The sequence below is a fragment of the Palleronia sp. LCG004 genome (assembly GCF_032931615.1).
In the GTDB taxonomy this organism is placed as follows: Bacteria; Pseudomonadota; Alphaproteobacteria; order Rhodobacterales; family Rhodobacteraceae; genus Palleronia.
On the sequence record NZ_CP136759.1, the window covers coordinates 2,458,017 to 2,478,708 of the forward strand.

Annotated in this window: 23 protein-coding genes; 13 read left to right on the forward strand and 10 right to left on the reverse strand. The window is 67.1% G+C overall.

Features of this window, described 5'->3' with window-relative positions:
* Positions 1–18: 18 nt before the first annotated feature.
* From RVY76_RS12045 to folK, 3 genes are all read right to left on the reverse strand, one after another.
* Complete coding sequence (locus RVY76_RS12045) at positions 19–2,139, reverse strand: bifunctional (p)ppGpp synthetase/guanosine-3',5'-bis(diphosphate) 3'-pyrophosphohydrolase (RefSeq protein WP_317374300.1); 2,121 nt, start codon at positions 2,137–2,139, stop codon at positions 19–21.
* Between the two features lie 27 nt (positions 2,140–2,166).
* Positions 2,167–2,523: a DNA-directed RNA polymerase subunit omega gene (gene rpoZ, locus RVY76_RS12050; protein WP_317374302.1), complete on the reverse strand. Its 357-nt coding sequence runs from the start codon at positions 2,521–2,523 to the stop codon at positions 2,167–2,169.
* 71 nt (positions 2,524–2,594) lie between these two features.
* Positions 2,595–3,173, reverse strand: a complete 579-nt coding sequence (gene folK, locus RVY76_RS12055) for a 2-amino-4-hydroxy-6-hydroxymethyldihydropteridine diphosphokinase (protein ID WP_317374304.1) — start codon at positions 3,171–3,173, stop codon at positions 2,595–2,597.
* A 112-nt stretch (positions 3,174–3,285) separates the two neighbouring features.
* Between folK and RVY76_RS12060 the strand changes: the two genes are divergently transcribed.
* The 4 genes from RVY76_RS12060 (at position 3,286) to rnhA (ending at position 6,047) form a co-directional block, all read left to right on the forward strand.
* Positions 3,286–3,858, forward strand: a complete 573-nt coding sequence (locus RVY76_RS12060) for an NYN domain-containing protein (protein ID WP_317374305.1) — start codon at positions 3,286–3,288, stop codon at positions 3,856–3,858.
* A gap of 199 nt (positions 3,859–4,057) precedes the next feature.
* Positions 4,058–5,014 carry a 4-hydroxy-3-methylbut-2-enyl diphosphate reductase gene (gene ispH, locus RVY76_RS12065; protein WP_317374306.1) on the forward strand — a complete coding sequence of 319 codons (957 nt, stop codon included), beginning with the start codon at positions 4,058–4,060 and terminating at the stop codon, positions 5,012–5,014.
* Between the two features lie 67 nt (positions 5,015–5,081).
* Positions 5,082–5,528, forward strand: a complete 447-nt coding sequence (locus RVY76_RS12070; protein WP_317374308.1) for a DUF3429 domain-containing protein — start codon at positions 5,082–5,084, stop codon at positions 5,526–5,528.
* Positions 5,529–5,588: 60 nt separating this feature from the next.
* Positions 5,589–6,047 (forward strand): ribonuclease HI, encoded by a 459-nt coding sequence (rnhA, locus tag RVY76_RS12075; RefSeq protein ID WP_317374309.1) that lies wholly within the window; start codon positions 5,589–5,591, stop codon positions 6,045–6,047.
* On the opposite strand, the gene fmt is transcribed toward rnhA, so the two are convergent.
* From fmt to def (RVY76_RS12095), 4 genes are read right to left on the reverse strand one after another with little or no spacing between them, the layout of a single operon-like run.
* Complete coding sequence (gene fmt, locus RVY76_RS12080) at positions 6,044–6,943, reverse strand: methionyl-tRNA formyltransferase (protein WP_317374310.1); 900 nt, start codon at positions 6,941–6,943, stop codon at positions 6,044–6,046. The genes rnhA and fmt overlap by 4 nt on opposite strands.
* A 3-nt stretch (positions 6,944–6,946) precedes the next feature.
* Entirely contained in the window at positions 6,947–7,444 is a 498-nt protein-coding gene (def, locus tag RVY76_RS12085) for a peptide deformylase (RefSeq protein ID WP_317374311.1), read from the reverse strand.
* The gene (locus tag RVY76_RS12090) at positions 7,444–7,896 is read right to left on the reverse strand and encodes a hypothetical protein (RefSeq protein WP_317374312.1); all 453 of its coding nucleotides are present in this window, start codon (positions 7,894–7,896) and stop codon (positions 7,444–7,446) included. Before RVY76_RS12090 ends, def (RVY76_RS12085) begins: the two co-directional genes overlap by 1 nt.
* Positions 7,889–8,410, reverse strand: a complete 522-nt coding sequence (gene def / locus RVY76_RS12095; protein ID WP_317374313.1) for a peptide deformylase — start codon at positions 8,408–8,410, stop codon at positions 7,889–7,891. The genes RVY76_RS12090 and def (RVY76_RS12095) overlap by 8 nt, the downstream gene beginning before the upstream one ends.
* Positions 8,411–8,527: 117 nt before the next feature.
* Here def (RVY76_RS12095) and RVY76_RS12100 point away from each other — a divergent pair, with 117 nt between their 5' ends.
* Positions 8,528–9,697, forward strand: a complete 1,170-nt coding sequence (locus RVY76_RS12100) for a MalY/PatB family protein (protein ID WP_317374315.1) — start codon at positions 8,528–8,530, stop codon at positions 9,695–9,697.
* Positions 9,698–9,944: 247 nt separating this feature from the next.
* Positions 9,945–11,210 (forward strand): DEAD/DEAH box helicase, encoded by a 1,266-nt coding sequence (locus RVY76_RS12105; RefSeq protein WP_317374316.1) that lies wholly within the window; start codon positions 9,945–9,947, stop codon positions 11,208–11,210.
* Between the two features lie 175 nt (positions 11,211–11,385).
* Here the strand turns inward: RVY76_RS12105 and irrA are convergent, their stop codons facing one another.
* Positions 11,386–11,823, reverse strand: a complete 438-nt coding sequence (gene irrA / locus RVY76_RS12110; protein WP_317374317.1) for an iron response transcriptional regulator IrrA — start codon at positions 11,821–11,823, stop codon at positions 11,386–11,388.
* A 132-nt stretch (positions 11,824–11,955) separates the two neighbouring features.
* Here irrA and fabA point away from each other — a divergent pair, with 132 nt between their 5' ends.
* From fabA to RVY76_RS12125, 3 genes are read left to right on the forward strand one after another with little or no spacing between them, the layout of a single operon-like run.
* Complete coding sequence (fabA, locus tag RVY76_RS12115; RefSeq protein WP_317374318.1) at positions 11,956–12,465, forward strand: bifunctional 3-hydroxydecanoyl-ACP dehydratase/trans-2-decenoyl-ACP isomerase; 510 nt, start codon at positions 11,956–11,958, stop codon at positions 12,463–12,465.
* A 21-nt stretch (positions 12,466–12,486) separates the two neighbouring features.
* Positions 12,487–13,713, forward strand: a complete 1,227-nt coding sequence (gene fabB / locus RVY76_RS12120; protein WP_317374319.1) for a beta-ketoacyl-ACP synthase I — start codon at positions 12,487–12,489, stop codon at positions 13,711–13,713.
* A 4-nt stretch (positions 13,714–13,717) separates the two neighbouring features.
* Entirely contained in the window at positions 13,718–14,506 is a 789-nt protein-coding gene (locus RVY76_RS12125) for an enoyl-ACP reductase (RefSeq protein ID WP_317374320.1), read from the forward strand.
* An 80-nt stretch (positions 14,507–14,586) separates the two neighbouring features.
* Here RVY76_RS12125 and RVY76_RS12130 read toward each other — a convergent pair whose 3' ends face one another.
* On the reverse strand, positions 14,587–15,021 hold the full coding sequence (locus RVY76_RS12130; RefSeq protein ID WP_317374321.1) for a peptidylprolyl isomerase: 435 nt from the start codon (positions 15,019–15,021) through the stop codon (positions 14,587–14,589).
* Positions 15,022–15,305: 284 nt separating this feature from the next.
* Here RVY76_RS12130 and RVY76_RS12135 point away from each other — a divergent pair, with 284 nt between their 5' ends.
* The 4 genes from RVY76_RS12135 (at position 15,306) to RVY76_RS12150 (ending at position 19,257) form a co-directional block, all read left to right on the forward strand.
* Positions 15,306–16,121 (forward strand): alpha/beta hydrolase, encoded by an 816-nt coding sequence (locus RVY76_RS12135; RefSeq protein WP_317374322.1) that lies wholly within the window; start codon positions 15,306–15,308, stop codon positions 16,119–16,121.
* Entirely contained in the window at positions 16,118–17,086 is a 969-nt protein-coding gene (locus tag RVY76_RS12140) for a threonine/serine dehydratase (protein WP_410795996.1), read from the forward strand. Before RVY76_RS12135 ends, RVY76_RS12140 begins: the two co-directional genes overlap by 4 nt.
* Positions 17,087–17,130: 44 nt before the next feature.
* Positions 17,131–17,919 (forward strand): 3-oxoadipate enol-lactonase, encoded by a 789-nt coding sequence (pcaD, locus tag RVY76_RS12145; RefSeq protein ID WP_317374325.1) that lies wholly within the window; start codon positions 17,131–17,133, stop codon positions 17,917–17,919.
* Between the two features lie 129 nt (positions 17,920–18,048).
* The gene (locus RVY76_RS12150; RefSeq protein ID WP_317374326.1) at positions 18,049–19,257 is read left to right on the forward strand and encodes a TCR/Tet family MFS transporter; all 1,209 of its coding nucleotides are present in this window, start codon (positions 18,049–18,051) and stop codon (positions 19,255–19,257) included.
* Between the two features lie 3 nt (positions 19,258–19,260).
* On the opposite strand, the gene RVY76_RS12155 is transcribed toward RVY76_RS12150, so the two are convergent.
* Positions 19,261–20,631 carry an aspartate aminotransferase family protein gene (locus RVY76_RS12155; protein ID WP_317376764.1) on the reverse strand — a complete coding sequence of 457 codons (1,371 nt, stop codon included), beginning with the start codon at positions 20,629–20,631 and terminating at the stop codon, positions 19,261–19,263.
* Positions 20,632–20,692: the final 61 nt, after the last annotated feature.

A 20,692-nucleotide genomic window follows, 5' to 3' on the forward strand; every position in this document is an offset into this window, starting at 1 on the left:
TCCACCTTTCGTCCTGCCCTATGCGGCGCGATGCCTGTCGCGCACCCGTGCGATGGTCACCACGTCCTGATCGGCCTCGAGGGCAAGGCGCACCGCATGCATGTGTTCCACAGAGCGCAGATCTATGTCTATGCGCACGCGATAGAAATCCGGTTTCTTGTCGCGAAACTCGAGATCAGAGATGTTCGCCTTCTGTGCGCCGATGAGCGTGCAGACCCGGCCGAGGACGCCCGCATCGTTGGTGATGGCAAGCTCGAACGTCACGGTATGGATCGCGGGATGCGTGCCGCCGTGCCAGTGCAGGTCGATCCAGCGGTCGGGCTGGTCCTCGTAATCGGCGAGGACGGGGCAATCGATGGCATGCAGCGTCACGCCCTTTCCGCGCCGGCTGATGCCGACGATCCGCTCGCCCGGGACGGGCTGGCAGCATTGCGCGCGCTCGAACGCGGCGTCGCCCTCGAGCCCGACGATGGCGGCGCGGGCGTCGATCTCGTCGCTGTCGCGCGTCGCGAGTTCGGGATAGAGCACCCCGATCACCTGGCGGCTCTGGATCTCGGCCGAGCCGAGCCGGGCCAGAAGCTCGTCCGCGTCCTGCAGGTGAAGCTCCCGTGCGGCGGTGGCCAGCGCCTTCATCGACATCCGCTTGTTCACGCCGTCGAAGGCCACGCGGGCAAGTTCGGTCCCGAGACGGATGAACTTGTCACGGTCGGCCGCCCGGAGCGACCGGCGGATGGCGGATTTCGCGCGGCCCGTCACCACGATGTCCATCCAGGTCGCCTGCGGGCGCTGCGCCTCGGCGGTCAGGATCTCGCAGCTCTGCCCGTTGCGGAGGCGGGTCCAGAGCGGCACGCGCACCGAATCGACCTTGGCCCCGACGCAGGCATCGCCGATCCGGGTGTGGATCGCATAGGCGAAATCGAGCGGCGTGGCCCCTTTCGGCAGCTTCACCACCTCGCCCTTGGGCGTGAAGCAGAAGACCTGGTCCTGGTACATCTCGAGCTTCACGGCCTCGAGGAACTCGTCGTGGTCCTGCGCCGAATCGAACTGCTCGTTCAGGGACGAGACCCACCCGGCGGGATCGACCGCGAAGGGATTCTCGACCCGCTCGCCGTCGCGGTAGGACCAGTGCGCGGCCACGCCCGTCTCGGCCACCTCGTGCATCTGGCGCGTGCGGATCTGCACCTCGACGCGCTTGCCGTCGCGCCCCGAGACCGAGGTGTGCAGCGAACGGTAGCCGTTCGATTTGGGCTGGCTGATGTAATCCTTGAACCGGCCCGGAACGGCGCGCCAGCGCTGGTGGATGGCCCCGAGCACGGCGTAGCATTCCTGCTCCGTCGCGACGATGACGCGGAAGCCGTAGATGTCCGACAGGCGCGAGAAGCCGATCTGCTTCTCCTCCATCTTGCGCCAGATCGAGAAGGGACGCTTGGCGCGGCCCCGCACCTCGCCCACGATTCCCACGCGGTCGAGTTCGGTCCGGATGTCCGTCGCGATCTTGTCGATCACGTCGCCAGATTCGCGCTGCAGCGTGACGAAGCGGCGGATGATCGAGTTGCGGCCCTCGGGGTTGAGGACCGAGAAGGCCAGATCCTCGAGCTCCTCGCGCATCCACTGCATGCCCATGCGGCCGGCGAGCGGCGCGAAGATGTCCATCGTCTCGCGCGCCTTGCGCTGCTGGCCCTCGGGCTTCATCGACTTGATGGTGCGCATGTTGTGCAGGCGGTCGGCGAGCTTCACGAGGATGACCCGCATGTCGCGGCTCATCGCCATGAAGAGCTTGCGGAAGTTCTCGGCCTGCTTGGTCTCGTTGGAATTGAGTTGCAGCTTGGTGAGCTTCGTCACGCCGTCGACCAGATCGGCGATCACGGGGCCGAATTCGCGCACCAGATCGGCGTGGGAGGCGCGGGTATCCTCGACCGTGTCGTGCAGGAGCGCGGTCACGATCGTGGCGTCGTCGAGCTGCTGTTCGGCGAGGATGTTCGCGACGGCGAGCGGATGGGTGATGTAGGGGTCGCCGGAATGGCGGAACTGCCCGTCATGCATCGTCGCGCCGAACGCATAGGCACGCAGGATGAGGCCGCTGTCGCTGTTGGGGTGGTAGCCTTTGACGCGGGTGATCAGACCGGAGATCGTGTCCATGAAATCCGACCGCCCGCGCCGTGTGACTTATTGCTGACCCTGCGCTTCCATCAGCGCGCGGAGCAGCTTTTCCTCGGAGAGGTCGTCATCGGCGGGCTTGTCCTGCTCGCCGCCACCCATGAGGAGGGACATCGAATCCTCCTCGGGCTCGTCGACCTCGATCTGGGTCTGGTAGGATTCGATCATCCGCTCGCGCAGATCGTCGGCGAGCTGCGTCTCCTCGGCGACCTCGCGCAGCGAGACGACCGGGTTCTTGTCGTTGTCGCGATCCACGGTGGGCGCGGAACCTGCGGTGATCTCGCGCGCACGATGCGCGGCCAGCATCACGAGCTCGAACCGGTTGGGGACTTTATCGACGCAATCTTCGACGGTCACGCGGGCCATGGGGCACCTCTTCGACGGAATGAGAAGGTATCGACGTAGATCATCCGAAAGGGATTGACAAGGTGGCTGTCTCAGGGAAACCCGCCGTCGATGGGCACGATCGCGGCAAGCTCCCCGGGCGGACGGGCTGCCAGCATCTGCCTCACCGTGAGACCCAGCACCGGATGCCGCCAGTCGGGCGCGGTTTCGGCCATGGGAAGCAGGACGAAACCGCGATCCTGCATCCGCGGATGCGGCAGGATCAGCCTTCGCGGCGTCAGCCGGCGCTGCGCGGACGGGGGCAATCGCATCCACCGCGCAAGCGACGGAACATCGGGACGAATCGATCGTTCAACTGCAAGGAGATCGAGATCGACCGTTCGCGGCCCCCACCGCGACAGACGCATCCGCCCCAGAGCGCGCTCGCACGCATGCAACCGCGCCACGATCGCGGAGGGTGGAAGCGGTGTGGAAAAGGCGGCGACGGCGTTCACGAAATCCGGCCCCGACCCGGCGGGAAACGCCGGGCTGCGGAACAGGCGGCTGAGAGATAGGAGACGGAAATCATGTCGCCGTAAATGCTCGACGGCCATCATCAATGTCCGCTCCGGCGCGCCGCCGGGGCCGGGGAGATTCGCCCCGAGGGCAATGTGACATTTCCGTGGCGTCACCAGGTCGGGGCCTTATTGCGCGTAACCATGATGTGATTAAGTGTCTCGCCTATATTCTACAACAGCACAACGAACGGACACGGCCCGAAGGCCTGTTCGAGAAGGAAACCCAATGTTTTATCGCGACGAACGGCTCGCGCTCTTTATTGACGGTTCGAACCTTTATGCGGCCGCCAAGGCCTTGAGCTTCGACATTGATTACAAGTTGCTGCGGCAGGAATTCATGCGCCGGGGCAAGCTTATTAGGGCGTTCTACTATACCGCACTGCTCGAGAACGAGGATTATTCCCCGATCCGTCCCCTCGTCGACTGGCTGAACTACAACGGGTTCACCATGGTCACGAAGCCCGCGAAGGAATTCACCGACAGCACCGGCCGCCGCAAGGTCAAGGGCAACATGGATATCGAGCTGACCGTCGATGCGATGGAGTTGGCCCCGCGGGTCGATCACATCGTCCTGTTCTCGGGCGACGGCGATTTCAGGCCACTGGTCGAATCGCTGCAGCGCGCCGGTGTGCGCGTCTCGGTTGTGTCGACGATCCGCAGCCAGCCGCCGATGATCGCCGACGAGCTTCGCCGTCAGGCCGATAATTTTATCGAGCTGGACGAGCTTCGCGACATCATCGGCCGCACGTCGCGCGAGACTGCCATTCATTCGACGCCGAACCAGGCCGTCAACGAATAGCGCGGCCCGAAAGGTATCTGGGGGCTATCCTCCGCCCAAGCGGGCGCATGCGCCGCGCCTCGGGTGAGGTCGCGCCGAACGGTGGCGTCGTACCGGAACGGGGCCGGACGCCCGCGGAATTCGCGGGCGCGACGCCGTGCCCGCCTTTACGGCGGCGCGGCTCTTGCCTAGGTCTTTGGCAGGAACAGGAGAGATCCTCATGACCAAACCGCCCCTGACCCTCTATCTCGCCGCGCCGCGCGGTTTCTGCGCGGGTGTCGAACGCGCGATCAAGATCGTCGAGATGGCGATCGAGAAATGGGGCGCCCCGGTCTATGTCCGTCACGAGATCGTCCATAACCGCTATGTCGTCGACGATCTGCGCGACAAGGGGGCTGTCTTCGTCGAGGAGCTCGACGAGGCACCGGACGACCGGCCAGTGATCTTCTCGGCCCATGGCGTGCCGAAATCGGTTCCGGCCGAGGCCCGCGCGCGCGAGATGGTCTATGTCGATGCGACCTGCCCCCTCGTCTCCAAGGTTCATATCGAGGCGGAGCGCCATCACCAGAACGGCCTGCAGATGGTGATGATCGGCCATGCCGGCCACCCCGAGACGCTCGGCACGATGGGGCAGCTGCCCGATGGCGAGGTCCTGCTGGTCGAGACGGTGGCCGACGTGGCCGAAATCGCGCCGCGCGACCCCGAACGGCTCGCCTTCATCACCCAGACGACACTGAGCGTCGACGACACGGTCGATATCGTGGCCGCGCTCAAGGAGCGGTTCCCGGCGATCGTCGGGCCGCACAAGGAAGATATCTGCTACGCCACGACCAACCGCCAGGAGGCGGTCAAGGCGATGGCTCCGAATTGCGACGCCATGCTGGTCGTGGGCGCGCCCAATTCGTCCAATTCCAAGCGCCTGGTCGAAGTCGGCTCCAAGGCCGGATGCCGGTATTCGCAACTGGTCCAGCGGGCGACCGATATCGACTGGCGCGCGCTCGACGGGATCGAAAGCCTGGGCGTCACCGCCGGTGCCTCGGCCCCCGAGGTGCTGATCGACGAGGTGGTCGATGCCTTCCGCGACCGCTACGACGTGCGGGTGGAGCTGGTCGAGACTGCGGTCGAGACCGTCGAGTTCAAGGTGCCGCGCGCGCTGCGCGAGCCTGTCCGGGCCTGAGACCCGTGACGGATCGCACGCGACCGGAACGGCCGGAAACGACCATCGCCGTATCGGGAACAGGGTCATGATCGTCCCGCCCGCCCCCCTGCTTCTCGGGCTTGCCGGCCTTCTGCCGTTCGTCTGGGGCGCGGCCACGATGCTGATCCCGGGCCTTGCCATGTGGACGGCCGAGGCGATAGGGCCGCGCTTCGTCGGGCCGTATGTCCAGCTTGCCTACGGCACCGTGATCCTGAGTTTCATGTCGGGCGCGCTCTGGGGGTTCGCGACGCGCGCCCATGGGCAGGTCGCGGCGACGGGCTATGCGCTGTCGGTGATCCCCGCGCTCTGGGCGTTCTTTCTCGTGGGGGGCGGCCCGGTCTCGGCGGCGGTCTATCTCGCGCTCGGCTTCGTGGGGATCCTCGGGCTCGACTGGCTTTTCTGGCGGCAGGGGCTTGCGCCCCCGTGGTGGATGGCGTTGAGGCTGATGCTGACGACGGGCGTGGTGCTCTGCCTGCTGCCGATCATCCTCTGACGGGCCGGATTGCACCCGGGCGGCACCGCCCCTAGAACGCCTCTTTTCAGGAGGTCGCCCATGCCCAAGCTCTTCGCCTATACCGACGGTGCCTGCTCGGGCAATCCGGGGCCCGGCGGCTGGGGTGCGCTGCTCGTCGCGCGCGAGGGAGAGGCCGTCCTGCGGCAGCGCGATCTGAACGGCGGCGAGGCGCAGACGACGAACAACCGGATGGAGCTCCTGGCGGCGATCTCGGCGCTCGAAAGCCTGAGCCGCGCCTCGCAGATCACGATCGTCACCGACAGCCAGTACGTGAAGAACGGCGTGACGAGCTGGATCCACGGCTGGAAGCGCAACGGCTGGAAGACCTCGGCCAAGAAGCCGGTCAAGAACGACGATCTCTGGAAGCGGCTCGACGCGGCACAGGCGCGCCACGACGTGACGTGGGAATGGGTCAAGGGCCATGCCGGCCACCCCGAGAACGAACGTGCCGACGAGCTCGCGCGCGAGGGGATGGCCCCCTTCAAGCCCGGTCGCTAGCCAAGCAGCTCCGGCAGGCGGAAGCCGCGCAGGGCCTCGTCGGCGGTTCCGGGCTTGCGGCCGGCGCGCTGAAGCTCGAGCAGTTCGACGGCCCCCTCTCCGCAGGCGATGCGGTGGCCGCCCAGAACCTCGCCCGGCGCGCCCTGCCCATCGGCCATGCGGGAGCGGAGAAGCTTCACGCGCCCGCCCGCGATCTCGCACCATGCACCCGGGAAGGGCGAAAGCCCGCGGATCTTCCTGTCGACCTCGGCAGCCGGAAGGGACCAGTCGATCCGCGCCTCGGCCTTGTCGATCTTGGCCGCATAACTCACGCCGTCCTCGGGCTGAGGCACGGGGGGCAGCGCGTCGATCCGCGACAGCGCCTCGACGATGGCCGCGGCCCCCATGCGCGACAGGCGGTCGTGCAGGTCGCCCGTCGTCTCGGTCGCGCCGATCGGAGTCCGCTCGGTCAGCAGGACCGGCCCGGTATCGAGCCCGGCCTCCATCCCCATGACGCAGATCCCGGTCTCGGCATCGCCCGACATCACCGCGCGGTGGATCGGCGCCGCCCCGCGCCAGCGCGGCAAAAGCGAGGCATGGATGTTGAGACACCCCCGCCGCGGGGCGTCGAGTACGGCTTGCGGCAGGATCAGGCCATAGGCCACCACAACCGCGATATCGGCCCCGAGGGCGGCGAATTCGGCCTGTGCCTCGGCACCGCGCAGGCTTTCGGGGTGACGGACCTCGAGGCCCAGCGCCTCGGCCCGGGCATGAACCGCACCAGGGCGCGGGCGCTTGCCGCGCCCTGCCGGGCGGGGCGGCTGGGTATAGACGGCCGCGATCTCGTGGCCCGCTTCGACCAGCGCGTCGAGCGGCGGCACCGAGAAGTCGGGCGTTCCCATGAAAACGATGCGCATGGACTATCCTTTCCGCTTGGCCGCACGACGGATCAGCATGTCGCGCTTCACCCGTCCGAGCCTGTCGAAATACATCCGGCCCGCCAGATGATCGATCTGGTGCTGGACGCTCGTCGCCCAGAGATCGACGAAGTCACGCTCGACCCATTCGCCCTGCTCGTCGAGGAACCGGACCGTCACCGCGCGGGGCCGCGTCACCACCGCCGAGACGCCCGGCAGGTTCGGCGATGCCTCCTCGTGGTCGCGCGGCTTGACGCTTGCATGCAGGATTTCGGGATTGGCCATGCGGATCGCACGGCCGCGCGCCTCGGACGCATCGACGACGGCAAGGCGGAGCATCACGCCGATCTGCGGCGCGGCGAGGCCCACGCCCGGCATCGCCTCCATCGTGTCGATCATGTCGGTCCAGATGGCGCGGATCTCGTCGGTGACGGCGTCCACCGGCGCGGCGGGCCTCCGCAGGCGCGGATCGGGCCAAGGGATGCAGGGACGGACGGCCATCAGACGGTGCCCGCGCTCAGCCTGTCGGCCAGATACCCGTTGGGCGAGGGCGCGCCCTGCATCATGTGGCGGATCCATGCGTCGCGCTCGTGCATCAGCACCGGCAGCTCCCACACGCAGGCCGTGAGCGGTCGCGCATCGACGGAGGCGAAGCCCGCCCCGTCGTCGAAGCTGAGCCTCTGGCACAGGATGTCGCCATGCGCCCACCAGTCGAGCAGCAACCAGGTTCCCGCGACGCCCTCGTGGATCACGGCGAACCCGAGATCCTGCGAGCCGCCCTCGCTCGCGCACTCGCCCTCCATCCGGCGGGCCTCAACTTCGGCGGAAGCAAGGCGTTCGGGGGCAAGCTCGCGCGCGCCGATATGATAGGGTTTCACCCGGACCGGCCCGATCCGCCATTCGGGCAAGGGCCGAACGGGCCGGGGCTCGTAGACCGGGAGGAGGTCAGGCACGGGCCTGTTCGCGCTTCAGCTTGACCATCCTGCGGGTGATCATCTGCCGCCGCATCGGGCGGAGGTAGTCGATGAAGAGCTTGCCGTCGAGGTGGTCGATCTCGTGCTGGACGCAGGTGGCCCAGAGGCCCTCGAACCGCTCGGTGGCCTGCGTGCCGTCGAGCGTGGTCCAGCGGACCTCGACCGTGCTCGGACGCTCCACGTCGGCATATTGTTCGGGGATGGAAAGACACCCTTCCTCGTAGGTGCTGAGCTCCTCGGACCGCCAGATGATCTCGGGATCGACGAGGGTCATGGGGCGCGGCTCGGCCCCCTCCTCCTTCACGCAATCCATGACGAGAAGGCGCACCATCGCCCCCACCTGCGGCGCGGCGAGACCGATGCCCGGCGCGTCGTACATCGTCTCGAGCATGTCGGAGGCGAGCGTGCGGATCTCGTCGGTGATCTCGCCCACGGGGGCTGCGGGCTTCTTCAGGCGCGGATCGGGATGGATCAGGATGGGGCGTATCGTCATGGCGAAGGATCTAGTCGGGCCCCTTCTCGGATGCAACAAATGTCGCGCATTCCCCATTCGCCCTTGAGCCCGCCGCGAGAGCCGGACAGGTTGGGCCCGAAGACGAGGAGCCGCAAGATGTCATTCGACGAGATCATCGACCGCACGAACACCCATTCGGTCAAGTGGGACATGATGGAGCCGATCTACGGCGTCCCGCCCGGGGACGGCATCGCCATGTGGGTCGCCGACATGGATTTCCGGCCGCCCGATTGCGTGAACCGTGCCGTGGCCGGGATGCAGGCGCACGGGATCTACGGCTATTTCGGCGACGACCGGCCCTATCGCGAGGCGATCCGCTGGTGGATGGAGACGCGCCATGGCTGGCAGCTCGATCCGGAGCACGTCTTCACCACGCAGGGCCTCGTCAACGGCACGGCCATGTGCGTCGACGCCTTCACCGATCCCGGTGACGGCGTCGTGCTCTTCACGCCGGTCTACCACGCCTTCGCCCGCGTCATCACGGCCGCGGGGCGCGAGGTCGTGCAGTGCGAGATGCCCGTCGAGGACGGGAAATACGTGCTCGATTTCGACGCGTTCGACGCAGCCATGACCGGGCGCGAGAAGATGCTGGTCCTGTGCTCGCCGCACAATCCCGGCGGCCGCGTCTGGACCCGCTCCGAACTCGAGGGCGTGGCGGACTTCGCGCGCCGTCACGACCTGATCCTCGTCTCGGACGAGATCCACCACGACCTCGTCTTTCCGGGCGAGAGCCACACGCCCATGGCGCTGATCGACGGGATCGCGGACCGGCTGGTCATGATGACGGCCACCACCAAGACCTTCAACATCGCGGGCAGCCATGTCGGCAACGTCACGATCGCCGACGAGGGGCTGCGCGCGCGGTTCGGCGCGCGGATGGCGGCGCTCGGGCTGTCGCCCAATTCCTTCGGCCTGCACATGGCGACGGCCGCCTATTCGACCGAGGGCGCGGCATGGGTCGACGATCTCGTTGCCTATCTCGACGGCAACAGGCGGGTCTTCGACGAGGGGATCGCCGCGATCCCCGGCCTGCATTCCATGCCGCTGGAGGCGACGTATCTCTCCTGGGTCGATTTCTCCGGCACCGGGCTCACGCGGGCGGAGCTGACGGGACGGGTGCAGAAGGATGCGCGCATCGCCGCCAACCATGGGCCGACCTTCGGAAAGGGCGGGGAAAGCTTCCTGCGCTTCAACATCGCCACGCCGCGCAAGCGCGTCGAGGAGGCCGTGGAACGCCTGCAATCGGCCTTCGCCGACCTGCAATAGCTTGACAGCGGGCCCTCGCCCGCCGATATGCCACATCAAGACGCCGATCCCTGCCGCGTGAGCAGACGGGCCCCAAGGCCCCACGAGATCGACGCACCGTTTCCCAGATCACGCGGGGAGGCACGCATTCAGGACGGCCCGGCGGCAATGCGGCCCCGAGTCAGTTCCCGGATGTCTCCTCTTGCTGCACGGACACCCCGGCATCCTGCCGCGGGCCTCCGACCCATTTTCCGAAAGGATCCATTCGATGGATTTCGATATGCTGGGCCTCTCGCCCAAGATGACCGCCCGCCTGGCCGAGATCGGCCTCAAGGACCCGACGCCCATCCAGAAGCAGGCGATCCCGCATGCCATGAACGGCCGCGACGTCATGGGCCTCGCCCAGACCGGCACCGGCAAGACCGCGGCCTTCGGCCTGCCGCTCGTCCATGCGCTGTCGGCCGAAGGGACGAAGCCCGAGCCCCGCTCGGTCCGCGGGCTGATCCTCGCGCCGACGCGCGAGCTTGCCAACCAGATCGCCGAGAGCCTCAGGAATTTCGCGGGCGGCACGCATCTGTCGATCGCGGTCGTCGTGGGCGGCGTGTCGATCAACCGGCAGATCGGCCGACTGGAGCGCGGCACCGACCTGCTCGTGGCGACGCCCGGCCGGCTCATCGACCTGATCGAGCGCAAGGCCGTACGGCTTTCCGATACGCGCTTCCTCGTCCTCGACGAAGCGGACCAGATGCTCGACATGGGATTCATCCACGCGCTGCGCCAGATCGCGCCGCTGCTCCGGCCCGAGCGTCAGACGATGCTCTTCTCGGCCACGATGCCGAAGCTCATGTCCGAGATCGCGGACAAGTACCTCACCAACCCCGTCCGCATCGAGGTCGCCCGCCCCGGGCAGGCCGCCGACAAGGTCGAGCAGGAAGTCCATTTCGTGTCGAAGGAAGGCAAGCAGGACCTGCTGGTCGAATGCCTTTCGCGCCACAAGGACGAACGTGCGCTGGTCTTCGGCCGCACCAAGCACGGGTCCGAGCGCCTGATGAAGCAGCTCGACCGCGCGGGCTTTGCGACCGCCTCGATCCACGGCAACAAGAGCCAAGGACAGCGCGACCGCGCGATCCAAGGCTTCAAGGACGGCACGATCAAGGTTCTGGTCGCGACCGACGTGGCCGCCCGCGGCATCGACATCCCCGGCGTCGAATACGTCTACAATTACGAGTTGCCGAACGTGGCCGAGAACTACGTCCACCGGATCGGGCGGACCGCGCGTGCGGGCCGTGACGGACAGGCCGTGGCCTTCTGCGCACCCGACGAGATGTCCTATCTGCGCGATATCGAGAAGGTGCTGAAGACGAAGGTCACGGTCGCCTCCGGCGCGCCCTGGGCCGAGGACACCCCGCCGCCGAAACAGGGCGGCCGCGGTGGCAAGCCCGGTGGTGGCGGTGGACGCGGCGGCCCGGCGAAGGCGAAATCGGGCCGGCCGCGCCGCCGGTCGAAGCCCGGTGGCAATCGCCGCGCGGCCTGACGACCCCCGTCCAAACGCCCCGGCCGCCTTCGCGCGGCGGGTGCGCAGTCCCGGCAGCCGGGACGACGCGATTGATCCGACCCGCCCGTTCAGGCGCGCCGGTTCATTCCCAGATGTGAGTGGATACTGGAGAGACGAGCCCCGGCGATCCGACTGGATCGCCCGGAGGTGCGTTTCAGCTGCGGCGCAGCCGGATGACCACGTCCACCGCGCTGATCCGCGTGCCGTCGGGGGCCGTGGGAAGGGATTCGATCTTGAGCTCTTCGGCCGGGGCGTCGGTCAGGCGACCGTCGTCTTCCCAGTAGAAATGCGGATGGTCGTCCATTCGGGTGTCGAAATAGCTTTTCGAACCTTCGACGGTCACTTCCTGCATCAGGCCCGCATCGCAGAACGCCCTGAGCGTGTTGTAGACCGTCGCAAGCGATACGGCCTCGCCGGTCTCGCGGCTCGCCGCATAGAGGCTCTCGGCGGTGACGTGCCGGTCGCGACCGTCGCCCACGAGAAGGGCGGCAAGCGAGACGCGCTGCCGCGTGGGCCTGAGACGTGCGGCATTCAGCCACTCGATCCCGCGATCGCGTGCAAGGGTGTCCACGATGTTGCCTCTTTCACTCATAGCAGCACATATAGGACAGGAAATGCCCCGATTTCAATCGGCAATCCCGCCGGCCCGCGCCCTTGCACGCGGGAAGAGGCCGGTGATAGACCGCTCGGACAAGGAAAACGAGCCCAAGGGGAGGCCTTCCGCATGACGCGCTATCCAACGAGCTTCGATCGCGACGCGCTGCTGAAATGCGCGCGCGGCGAGCTGTTCGGACCCGGCAATGCGCAATTGCCCGAGCCGCCCATGCTGATGATGGACCGGATCACCGACATCTCGGACGATGGCGGCGCGCATGGCAAGGGTCACGTCGTGGCCGAGTTCGACATCAATCCGGACCTCTGGTTCTTCGAGTGCCATTTCCCGGGCAATCCGATCATGCCGGGATGTCTGGGGCTCGACGGGCTCTGGCAGCTCACGGGCTTCAACCTCGGCTGGCGCGGCTGGCAGGGGCGCGGCTATGCGCTGGGTGTGGGCGAGGTCAAGCTGACCGGCATGGTCCGCCCCGAACGCAAGATGCTGACCTACACCGTCGATTTCACGAAGGCCGTGCAATCGCGCCGCCTGACGATGGGCGTGGCCGACGGGACCGTCCATGCCGACGGGGAACTGATCTATCAGGTGACGGGGATGAAAGTCGCCCTGTCCGAAAGCTGATCCATCCAGAGGGAGAGCGCCATGCGCCGCGTCGTCGTCACCGGGCTGGGCATCGTCTCGCCCATCGGGAATAACGCTGAGGAAGTGACCGCCGCGCTCAGGGCCGGCCGATCGGGCATCGAGGCGAGTGCCGACATGGCCGAGCACGGCTTTCGCAGCCAGATCGCCGGAACGCTCAAGATCGACGTGGCCGACCATGTCGACAAGCGCACGCTGCGGTTCATGGGGCCGGGTGCCGCCTATGCCCATATCGCGCTGCAGCAGGCCATCGCGGATGCGGGGCTCAGCCCCGATCAGGTCTCGAATCCCTCGACAGGGCTGATCGCGGGGTCGGGCGGCCCCTCGACCTCGGCCATGTTCGAGGCGCACCAGACCGTCCTGCAGAAGGGCAGCCCCAAGCGCATCGGCCCCTTCGCGGTGCCCAAGACCATGTCCTCGACCGTGAGTGCGAACCTTTCGACCGCCTTCGCGATCAAGGGGATGAACTTCTCGATCACCTCCGCCTGCTCGACCTCGCTGCACTGCATCGGCATGGCCGCGCAGCAGATCGCGGTCGGGGGCCAGGACGTGATGTTCGCCGGCGGCGGAGAGGAGCTCGACTGGACGCTCTCCTGCCTCTTCGACGCGATGGGCGCGATGAGCTCGAAATACAACGACACCCCCGAGAAGGCGAGCCGCGCCTTCGATGCGAACCGCGACGGATTCGTCATCGCGGGCGGCGGCGGAATGGTCGTTCTCGAAAGCCTCGAACACGCCCAGGCGCGCGGTGCAAAGATCTATGCCGAGGTCACGGGCTTCGGCGCGACGAGCGACGGGCACGACATGGTCGCGCCCTCGGGCGAGGGCGGCGAGCGGGCGATGCGCCTCGCGCTCAAGGATTTCGAGCCGTCGCGCGTGGGATACATCAACGCGCACGGCACCTCGACGCCGGTGGGCGATGTGGGCGAGGTCGAGGCCGTGCGCCGCGTCTTCGGCGAAGGCACCTCGCCTCTCATCAGTTCCACCAAGTCGATGACCGGCCATTCGCAGGGGGCCACCGGTGCCCAGGAGGCCGTCTATTGCCTCCTGATGCTAGAAAACGACTTCATCGCGCCCTCGATCAACGTCGAGACGCTCGACCCCGCGATCCGGCCCGGAGAGATCGCGACGGAACTGGTGGAGAATGCCGGGCTCGATACGGTCATGACCAATTCCTTCGGCTTCGGCGGGACGAACGGGTCGATGCTTCTCACGAAATTCAGGGAATAGGCTCATGGCGGATCTGCTCCGGGGCAAACGCGGTCTCGTCATGGGCGTGGCCAACGATCACTCGATCGCATGGGGCATCGCCCGCGCGATGGCCGCCGAGGGGGCGGAGCTCGCCTTTTCCTACCAGGGAGAGGCCTTCGGCAAGCGGGTCGAACCGCTGGCGGCCTCCGTCGGCAGCGACTTCCTGATCGACATCGATGTCGGCAGCGACGACAGCATGGATGCGGGATTCGACAAGATCCGCGAACGCTGGGGCGGCCTCGACTTCGTGGTCCACGCGATTGCCTTTTCCGACAAGAAGGAACTGACGGGCCGCTTCATCAACACGACGCGGGCCAATTTCGGCAATTCGCTCGCTGTCAGCTGCTATTCATTCATCGACGTGGCGAAACGCGCCTCCGAGCTCATGCCTGAGGGCGGGACGCTCCTGACGCTCACCTATCAGGGGTCGAACAAGGTCACGCCGTTCTACAACGTCATGGGCGTGGCGAAGGCCGCGCTGGAATCCGCGGTCAGGTATCTCGCGAACGATCTCGGGCCTGACGGCATCCGCGTCAACGCGATTTCGCCGGGGCCAATGAAGACTTTGGCCGGCGCGGCGATCGGCGGCGCGCGCAAGACCTTCAAGCATACGGGCGAGAATGCGCCGCTCAGATCCAATGCGACGCTCGATGCCGTCGGCGGCACGGCGGTCTATCTCGCCTCCGAGGCCGGGTCGTACACCACGGGCGAGATCGTGCACGTGGATGGCGGCTACCACGTCCTCGGCATGCCGCAGCCGGACCACATCTGAAACGAAAGCGGGCCGCCCCATGGGGACGGCCCGGCATCGCGACGGCACCTCGAGGATGCCGTCGCCGAATTCGCGCAGGCTCAGGCGGCCTTGATGTCGACGAGCTCGACGTCGAACTTCAGTTCCTGACCCGCAAGCGGGTGGTTCGCGTCGAGCATTACCTCGGTGTCGTTCGCCTCGGCCACCATCACGGGAATCGTCTGACCGTCGGGCGTCTGCATCTGCAGCTGGGTGCCCGGATCGGTCGGGATGTGATCGGGAAGCTGGTCACGCGGAACCGCTTGGACGCGCTGCGGATCGCGGGGGCCGTAGCCCTCTTCCGGCGTCACGGTCACGGTCTTCTTGTCGCCGACTTCCATGCCGGTCAGGGCATTGTCGAGGCCCGGGATAATCTGGCCGGTGCCGAGCTGGAATTCCAGCGGCTCGCGGCCTTGGCTGCTGTCGAACTGGGTGCCGTCCGTCAGGCTGCCGGTGTAATGCATGGAAACGGTGTCGCCTGCCTTTGCCTGGCTCATGTCGAACTCCTTCGATGTCGGATGAAATTTGAAGAGGCCGCCAATCTCGGCGGGTGCTCTGTCGCGTCTTGCGGGTAGACCTAGGGATCATTGCGCGGCTGTAAACCCCCGAAACCCTGCATTTCGGGCCAAAAACATGCAAATTCGGCGATTTTTCCGCCGGTTTTCGTGTTGTTTCGCAAAACGCCACCTTCCGCCACATGATGTTGCGCAGCGCCCGCCCCCGGTGCATCCTCGCCCCGCCGGGGGCCGAAGAGCCCCCGAAATGACGAGAGGTCGCGCCGATGCCTGATTTCACCACCTCCGACGGTCTCAGGCTTCATTACGAGGATCGCGGCGAGGGCACGGCGATCCTCTGCCTGTCCGGCTTGACGCGCAATTCGACCGATTTCGACTATGTCGCGCCGCACCTTTCGGGCCGTGTCATCGCGCTCGATTATCGCGGGCGGGGAAAATCCGACTGGGCCGAGAGCGACAGCTACAGCGTCCCCGTCGAGGCGCGCGACGCGCTCGAGCTTCTCGATCATCTGGAACTGCCCCGTGCCGCGATCCTGGGCACGTCGCGCGGCGGGCTCATCGCCATGCTGATCGCCGCCACCGCCAAGGACCGTCTCACGGGCGTCTGCCTCAACGATATCGGCCCCGAGATCGCGCCCGAGGGGATCGCCGCGATCATGGACTATATCGGCCGCGCGCCCGAGCAGGCGACGCTGGCCGAAGCGGCGGCGATCCGTTCGGGCCTCATGGCGGGGTTCGAGGAGGTGCCGCAATCGCGCTGGATCGACGAGGTCGCCAAGCATTACGTCGAGGGCGAGAACGGCCTGACCATCAACTACGACCCGGGCCTCGCCGATGCCGTCCGGGCGGGCGGCGCCGAGCCCGCGCCGGACATGTGGCCGCTCTTCGACGCGCTGGAGGGGCTGCCGCTCGCCGCGATCAGGGGGCGCAACTCGAACCTCCTGTCGCCCGAGACCTTCGCCGAGATGCAGCGCCGCAGGCCCGACATGATCGCGGTCGAGGTGCCGGGGCGCGGCCACGTCCCCTTTCTCGACGAACCCGAGGCGCTCGACGCGCTTGCCAGATGGCAGGCGCTGCTGTGACGCCCGACGCCATCGACGCCGCCGCGCGGAGATTGCAGGGCCATGCCCGACGCACGCCGCTTCTCTCAGCGCCGCTTCTCGACGAGGTGGCCGGCCGGCGCGTGCTGGTGAAGGCCGAATGCCTGCAGCTCACCGGCAGCTTCAAGTTCCGAGGAGCCTTCTCGGCGATCAGCGCTATGGACGAGACGACGCGCAATCGCGGCATCCTCGCCTATTCCTCGGGCAACCACGCGCAGGGCGTGGCGCTCGCCGCCCGGATGCACGGCGTGCCCGCGACGATCGTGATGCCCGCCGACGCGCCCGCGACGAAGCTCGCCAATACGCGCGCCTACGGGGCCGAGATCGTGACCTATGACCGCCATGCAGAGGATCGCGAGGCGATCGGCGAGACGATGGCGCGCGACCGTGGCCTGACGCTCGTCCGTCCCTATGACGAGCCGGATGTTATCGCGGGCCAGGCGTCCTGCGGGATCGAGATCGCGGAGGAGCTGGGCGATGCCACGGGCGACGTGCTCGTCTGCTGCGGCGGCGGCGGGCTCACATCGGGCATCGCGCTTGCGCTGGCCGAGCGTGCGCCGGGCCTGCGTGTGCGACCGGTGGAGCCTCGGGGCTTCGACGACACGGCCCGTTCGCTTGCCGCCGGAGAGATCCTGCGCAACGCGCCGGACGCCCGCAGCATCTGCGACGCGATCGTGACGCCCGCGCCGGGGCAGTTGACCTTTCCGATCATGAAGCGCCATTGCGGTCCGGGCATCGCCGTTACCGACGACGAGGCGCTGCACGCGATGGCGCTGGCCTTCGCGCGGCTGAAGATCGTGCTCGAGCCCGGCGGTGCCGTCGCGCTTGCCGCCGCGCTCTTCCATGGCGGGGAGGTCGCGGGCGACACGGTCGTCTGCGTGGCCTCGGGCGGCAATGTCGATCCCGCAACCTTCCGGGCGGCGCTCGAACGGTTCGGCGATGGCTGAGACCGGCGCGCCCCACCGCCCCACCCCCCTATCGGAGCCTTCCCATGCCCATCGCCACCTTTGACGGTTTGCATCTGCATTACGAGGAAAGCGGCGATCCGGACGGCGCGCCGATCGTCTTCGCGAATTCCCTCGGCACGGACATGCGGCTCTGGGATGCGATCCTGCCGCTGCTGCCAGCGGGCCTCAGGATCATCCGCTACGACAAGCGTGGCCACGGGCTGAGCGATTGCCCACCGATGCCCTATTCCATGGGCATGCTCATCACCGATGCCGAACGGCTCATGGACCGTCTCGATGTGCGCGACAGCCTCTTCGTGGGGCTTTCCATAGGCGGCATGATCGCGCAGGGCCTTTCGGTGAAGCGGCCCGACCTCATCCGCGCCGTGGTGCTGTCGAACACCGCCGCCAAGATCGGCACGCCCGAGATCTGGAAGGACCGGATCGACACGCTCAAGATCGACGGGATCGAGGCGCTGGCGGATGCGGTGATGGAGCGGTGGTTCTCGGCCGAATTCCGTGCGACGGACGAGATCGTGAAATGGCGGCACCTGCTCTGCCGCACGCCGCGCGACGGCTATGGCGGATGCTCGGCCGCGATCTCGGGCACGGATTTCTACGCCTCGACCGCGACGCTGCGCCTGCCCGCGCTCGGCATCGCGGGGTCCGAGGACGGCAGCACGCCGCCCGACCTCATGCGCGAGACGATGGACCTGATCCCCGGATCGGACTTCGCGCTGATCCGCGGGGCGGGACATCTGCCCTGCGTCGAGAAGCCCGAGGAATACGCAGGGATCCTGTCGGATTTCATTCGCCGCACCGGCCACGTCTGAGGCATGTCCCGCGCGCGGGGTACCTGAGCGCCGACCCGCGTCCGCCTGCCGCAGGATTGACACCGCCCGGAGCCCGCGCGATGACGCGCGCTTGCGCCAGCGACATCCGTCGCGCCTTTGGGAGACCCGATGAAAGACCGCCTGCCCCTGACCTTCATCATGGTGACACTCATCATCGATGCGATGGGGATCGGCCTCGTCCTGCCGGTGATGCCCGACCTCATCGAGGAGGTGTCGGGCGGCAACCTTGCCGAGGCCGCGCTCTGGGGCGGGATCCTCTCGACCAGCTTCGCGGTGATGCAGTTCCTCTTCGGCCCGTTCCTCGGATCGCTGAGCGACCGGTTCGGACGACGTCCGGTCCTGCTCGTCTCGCTTCTCGTCATGAGCCTCGACTATCTCGTCATCGCACTCGCCGGCAGTATCTGGGTCCTGCTCGCGGGACGGATCGTGGGCGGCATCGCGGCCTCGACGCAATCGACGGCGACGGCTTTCGTCGCCGACATCTCGACCCCGGCGCAGAAGGCCGCGCGCTTCGGCATGGTCGGTGCGTCCTTCGGGGTGGGCTTCGTGCTCGGCCCGCTGCTGGGTGGCGTGCTGGCCGAATACGGGACCCGCGCGCCGTTCTACATGGCGAGCGTTCTCGCCGCGCTGAACCTCTGCTTCGGCTATTTCATCCTGCCCGAGACCGTGACCGACCGGATCAGGCGGCCCTTCTCGTGGGTCAGGGCCAATCCGCTGGGTGCGCTGCTCGATCTGGGCCGGATGGAGGGGGTCACGCGGCTGGTCCTGATGTTCTTCCTCTATCAGGTGGCGTTCTTCGTCTATCCCGCGATCTGGGCCTACTTCACCAAGGCGCGGTTCGGGTGGAACCCGCAGATGGTCGGCCTGTCGCTCGCCTTCTTCGGCATCGCGCTGGCCCTCGTGCAGGGCTGGCTCATCCGCTACATCCTGCGCTGGCTGGGAGATCGGGGCACGGTGATCTACGGGCTGATCTTCAACAGCATCGCCTTCATCCTGCTGGCCTTCGTGACAAGCGGGACGGTCGCGCTGATCCTCACGCCGCTCGCGGCCCTAGGCGCGGTCGTGACGCCCGCACTGCAGGGGATCATGTCGCGGACCATTCCCGACAATGCCCAAGGCGGCCTGCAGGGCCTGCTGACGAGTGCGGGCGCGCTCGCCATGATCGTCTCGCCGCTGATGATGACGCAGGTCTTCTGGCTCGCCACGGCCGACAGCACGCCCTTCTACCTTCCGGGCGCGCCGTTCCTCCTGTCGATGCTGCTTCTCGTCGCCTGCGCCTTCGTGTTCCTGACCCGACGCCGCAAGCCCGCCGCCTGAGCCTCAGAGCCCGGCGGCGCGGATCGCCTTGACGGTGGTGCCCACGATCTCGTCCACGTTCTCGCGCGAGAGGCTGAGCGGCGGGGCGAAGCCCAGGATGTCGCCGCCGGGCATGGCGCGCGCGATCACGCGCTCCTCGGCCATCTTGCCCACGACCTTGGCCGCCACCTTGCGCGACGGATCGAAGAACCTGCGACGCCCGCGATCCTCGACCAGCTCGACCGCGGCCAGCATTCCCTCGCCACGGACTTCGCCCACATGGGGATGGTCGGCAAGCGCCGCGCGCATCTCCGAGGTGAGATAGGCCCCCACGGTCCCTGCATTCTCGACGAGCTTCAGGTCGTCGATGAGCTTGAGGTTCGCGACGCCCGCCGCCGCGCCGATCGGATGCGCGGAATAGGTCCAGCCATGGCCGAGCGGTCCGTTCTCGTCCGTGCCCTGCTCGAGCACCTTCCAGACCTTGTCGCTGACGATGGACCCCGAGAGCGGAGCATAGGCGCTGGTCAGCCCCTTGGCGATCGTGATGAGGTCGGGCTCGATCCCGTAATGGTCCGACCCGAACATGGTGCCGAGCCGACCGAAACCGGTCACGACCTCATCGGCGACGAGAAGGATGTCATGACGTTTCAGGATCGGCTCGATCGCCTGCCAGTAGCCCTCGGGCGGCGGGACGATACCACCGGTTCCGAGCATCGGTTCGGCCCAGAAGGCGGCGATCGTCTCGGGGCCCTCGCGCTCGATCAGTTCCTCAAGATCGGCCGCGCATTGCGCGACGAACTGGGCCTCGCTCTGATCGGGATCGTCGCGGTGGAAATAATATGGCGCGGTCGTGTGCAGGACGGGGGCGAGCGGCAGGTCGAACTTGCGGTGGAAGAGCTCGAGCCCGGTCAGCGATCCGGTCATCAGGCCCGATCCGTGGTAACCCCGCCAGCGCGAGATGATCTTCTTCTTCTCGGGCAGGCCACGGATATTGTTATAGTACCAGACGAGCTTGAGGTTCGTTTCGTTCGCGTCGGACCCCGACAGTCCGAAATAGACCTTGGACATGTTCCTGGGCGCGCGTTCGATCACCATCCGGGCAAGCGTGATCGACGCCTCGGTCCCGTGGCCCACATAGGCGTGGTAATAGGCGAGCTCCTGCGCCTGCCTGGCGATCGCGTCGGATATTTCCCGCCGGCCATAGCCTACGTTCACGCAATAGAGCCCGGCAAAGGCATCCAGCATGCGGTTGCCGTCGGAATCCTCGATATGCACGCCCGAGGCGCTGCGGATCACGCGGGTCGCCGTCTCTCCGCGGGCATGTTGGGCCAGATGTGTCGACGGATGCAGAAAATGGTCGCGATCCCATTTGGAAAGCTCGTCGTTCAGGCGCAGATCGTCCATGTCGCGGACCCTCCTTTTGCGATATGCTCGAGGCTAGCCGCAGGCGGCGGCG

Bases quoted from the DNA above. Each gene is read 5' to 3' on its own strand.
- RVY76_RS12135 (WP_317374322.1), top strand. From the start codon at position 15,306: ATGCCTGATTTCACCACCTCCGACGGTCTCAGGCTTCATTACGAGGAT.
- fabB (WP_317374319.1), top strand. From the start codon at position 12,487: ATGCGCCGCGTCGTCGTCACCGGGCTGGGCATCGTCTCGCCCATCGGG.
- RVY76_RS12105 (WP_317374316.1), top strand. From the start codon at position 9,945: ATGGATTTCGATATGCTGGGCCTCTCGCCCAAGATGACCGCCCGCCTG.
- irrA (WP_317374317.1), bottom strand. From the start codon at position 11,823: ATGAGTGAAAGAGGCAACATCGTGGACACCCTTGCACGCGATCGCGGG.
- fmt (WP_317374310.1), bottom strand. From the start codon at position 6,943: ATGCGCATCGTTTTCATGGGAACGCCCGACTTCTCGGTGCCGCCGCTC.
- RVY76_RS12100 (WP_317374315.1), top strand. From the start codon at position 8,528: ATGTCATTCGACGAGATCATCGACCGCACGAACACCCATTCGGTCAAG.
- RVY76_RS12125 (WP_317374320.1), top strand. From the start codon at position 13,718: ATGGCGGATCTGCTCCGGGGCAAACGCGGTCTCGTCATGGGCGTGGCC.
- rpoZ (WP_317374302.1), bottom strand. From the start codon at position 2,523: ATGGCCCGCGTGACCGTCGAAGATTGCGTCGATAAAGTCCCCAACCGG.
- ispH (WP_317374306.1), top strand. From the start codon at position 4,058: ATGACCAAACCGCCCCTGACCCTCTATCTCGCCGCGCCGCGCGGTTTC.
- pcaD (WP_317374325.1), top strand. From the start codon at position 17,131: ATGCCCATCGCCACCTTTGACGGTTTGCATCTGCATTACGAGGAAAGC.
- fabA (WP_317374318.1), top strand. From the start codon at position 11,956: ATGACGCGCTATCCAACGAGCTTCGATCGCGACGCGCTGCTGAAATGC.
- def (WP_317374311.1), bottom strand. From the start codon at position 7,444: ATGGCCGTCCGTCCCTGCATCCCTTGGCCCGATCCGCGCCTGCGGAGG.
- RVY76_RS12150 (WP_317374326.1), top strand. From the start codon at position 18,049: ATGAAAGACCGCCTGCCCCTGACCTTCATCATGGTGACACTCATCATC.
- RVY76_RS12060 (WP_317374305.1), top strand. From the start codon at position 3,286: ATGTTTTATCGCGACGAACGGCTCGCGCTCTTTATTGACGGTTCGAAC.
- RVY76_RS12070 (WP_317374308.1), top strand. From the start codon at position 5,082: ATGATCGTCCCGCCCGCCCCCCTGCTTCTCGGGCTTGCCGGCCTTCTG.
- def (WP_317374313.1), bottom strand. From the start codon at position 8,410: ATGACGATACGCCCCATCCTGATCCATCCCGATCCGCGCCTGAAGAAG.
- RVY76_RS12045 (WP_317374300.1), bottom strand. From the start codon at position 2,139: ATGGACACGATCTCCGGTCTGATCACCCGCGTCAAAGGCTACCACCCC.
- rnhA (WP_317374309.1), top strand. From the start codon at position 5,589: ATGCCCAAGCTCTTCGCCTATACCGACGGTGCCTGCTCGGGCAATCCG.
- RVY76_RS12130 (WP_317374321.1), bottom strand. From the start codon at position 15,021: ATGAGCCAGGCAAAGGCAGGCGACACCGTTTCCATGCATTACACCGGC.